General features: G+C 62.7%; 4 protein-coding genes and 2 tRNA genes. All 6 read left to right on the top strand.

Features of this window, described 5'->3' with window-relative positions; genetic code table 11:
* Positions 1–8 precede the first annotated feature (8 nt).
* The 6 genes from AC2VON_RS23565 (at position 9) to AC2VON_RS23540 (ending at position 1,944) form a co-directional block, all read left to right on the top strand.
* Positions 9–82 (top strand) — tRNA-Met (locus tag AC2VON_RS23565).
* Positions 83–131: 49 nt separating this feature from the next.
* The gene (rpmG, locus tag AC2VON_RS23560) at positions 132–299 is read left to right on the top strand and encodes a 50S ribosomal protein L33 (protein WP_486955013.1); all 168 of its coding nucleotides are present in this window, start codon (positions 132–134) and stop codon (positions 297–299) included.
* A 76-nt stretch (positions 300–375) separates the two neighbouring features.
* A complete protein-coding gene (gene hadA, locus AC2VON_RS23555) occupies positions 376–825 on the top strand; it encodes a (3R)-hydroxyacyl-ACP dehydratase subunit HadA (RefSeq protein WP_486955014.1) in 450 nt (149 codons plus the stop codon).
* Positions 812–1,240: a (3R)-hydroxyacyl-ACP dehydratase subunit HadB gene (gene hadB, locus AC2VON_RS23550; protein ID WP_486955012.1), complete on the top strand. Its 429-nt coding sequence runs from the start codon at positions 812–814 to the stop codon at positions 1,238–1,240. Before hadA ends, hadB begins: the two co-directional genes overlap by 14 nt.
* A 2-nt stretch (positions 1,241–1,242) precedes the next feature.
* Positions 1,243–1,743: a (3R)-hydroxyacyl-ACP dehydratase subunit HadC gene (gene hadC / locus AC2VON_RS23545; RefSeq protein ID WP_486955011.1), complete on the top strand. Its 501-nt coding sequence runs from the start codon at positions 1,243–1,245 to the stop codon at positions 1,741–1,743.
* A gap of 128 nt (positions 1,744–1,871) precedes the next feature.
* Positions 1,872–1,944: transfer RNA gene (locus tag AC2VON_RS23540), tRNA-Trp, on the top strand.
* Positions 1,945–1,951 lie beyond the last annotated feature (7 nt).

Here is a 1,951-nt window from a genome sequence, read left to right as displayed (position 1 = left end):
GGCCCCGAGGCGATGTAGCTCAGTCGGTTAGAGCGAACGACTCATAATCGTTAGGTCGCCGGTTCGAGTCCGGCCATCGCTACAACGCAACAACGACACAACAACCGCAAACATGAAAGAGGGCAGCTGACGTGGCGTCCAGTACCGACGTACGGCCGAAGATCACCATGGCCTGCGAGGTGTGCAAGCACCGCAACTACATCACCAAAAAGAACCGCCGCAACGACCCCGACCGGCTGGAGCTGAAGAAGTTCTGCCCCAACTGCGGCAAACACCAGCTGCACCGCGAATCGCGGTGAACCGCGGGTCGCGGGCAATTACTCACCTGGCTAGGTAGGTTAGACAGCCGTGTCGTTGCGCAAAGACGTCGTCGGGATGCATTACCGCTACCCCGACCACTACGAGGTAGAGCGGGAGAAGATCCGCGAATACGCTCACGCGGTCAAAGCCGAGGACCCGGCCAGCTTCGACGAGAAGGCGGCCACCGAACTCGGCTACGACGGGCTGCTCGCCCCGCCGACGTTCATCTCGGTGTTCGGGTACGCCGCCCAGAGCGCCTTCTTCGCCGACGCCCACATCACCACCAACGACGCGCAGATCGTCCAGGTCGACCAGGTGCTGAAGTTTTTGAAGCCGGTCAAGGCCGGCGACAAGCTGTACTGCGACGTCTACGTGGACTCGGTGCGCCGGGCGCACGGCACCGAGATCATCGTGACCAAGAACATCGTCACCGACGAGGCCGGTGACATCGTGCAGGAGACCTACACGACCCTGGCGGGCCGTGCCGAAGACGGAGAAGAGGGCTTTAGCGATGGCGCTGCGTGAGTTCAGTTCGGTCAAGGTGGGTGACCAGCTGCCGGAGAAGGTCATTCCATTGACCCGGGCGGACCTGGTGAACTACGCAGGGGTATCCGGTGACCTGAACCCGATCCACTGGGACGACGAGATCGCCAAGCAGGTCGGCTTGGACACCGCGATCGCGCACGGCATGCTGACCATGGGGCTGGGCGGCAGCTACCTGACGGCGTGGATCGGTGACCCCGGCGCCGTCACCGAGTACAACGTGCGATTCACCGCCGTGGTGCCGGTGCCCAACGACGGCAAGGGCGCCGAGATCGTGTTCAAGGGCCGGATCAAATCCGTTGACCCGGAGACGAAGTCGGTGACGATTGCGCTCACGGCCACGACCGATGGGAAGAAGATCTTCGGCCGCGCGGTGGCATCGGCCAGGCTCGCCTGATCATGGCGATCAAAACCGATGTGCGGGGCATGGTCTGGTGCTACCCGGAATCGTTCGAGGTTGGCCGGGAGAAGATCCGCGAATACGCTCACGCGGTCAAAGCCGAGGATCCGGCGAGTTTTGACGAGGACGCGGCCGCCGAGTTGGGTTACGACTCACTGGTCGCACCACCGACATTCGCGGTGATTCTCGGGAAGCTGTGCCAGGCCGACTTCTTCCGCCACGTCGACACCGGCTACACCACCATGCAGATGGTCCAGGTCGACCAGAGGTTCATCTACCACAAGCCGATCAAGGCCGGTGACACACTGTACGCCCGGATGGAGATCGCCTCGGTGAACGAACGGTTCGGCGCCGACATCGTGGTGACTCATAACCTGTGCACCAACGACGCCGGTGAGCTGGTTCTGGAGTCATTCACCACCATGATGGGCCACGAGGGCGACGAGTCGGTCAACCTCAAGTGGGACGTCGAAACCGGCCAGGTCGTCCGAACAGCTTGATTAGTACCTGACACCCGCGCCGATGTACACTCTGACTTCGGGGTTCTCCCACCACCAGCGCTTTCCGTGAGTCGAACGGCGGCGCTCGTGACCGGCGGCGACGATCCAGGGTGGCCTGCCGACCGCGAAGGGGCGTAGCTCAACTGGCAGAGCAGCGGTCTCCAAAACCGCAGGTTGCAGGTTCAAGTCCTGTCGCCCCTGCAGACGA

It is taken from the genome of Mycobacterium sp. TH-M82, assembly GCF_057473605.1.
The sequence above is the reverse complement of the archived record's forward strand: the minus strand, read 5'-3'. Positions and strand labels throughout refer to the sequence as shown.

Bases quoted from the DNA above. Each gene is read 5' to 3' on its own strand.
- hadB (WP_486955012.1), top strand. From the start codon at position 812: ATGGCGCTGCGTGAGTTCAGTTCGGTCAAGGTGGGTGACCAGCTGCCG.
- hadA (WP_486955014.1), top strand. From the start codon at position 376: ATGCATTACCGCTACCCCGACCACTACGAGGTAGAGCGGGAGAAGATC.
- hadC (WP_486955011.1), top strand. From the start codon at position 1,243: ATGGCGATCAAAACCGATGTGCGGGGCATGGTCTGGTGCTACCCGGAA.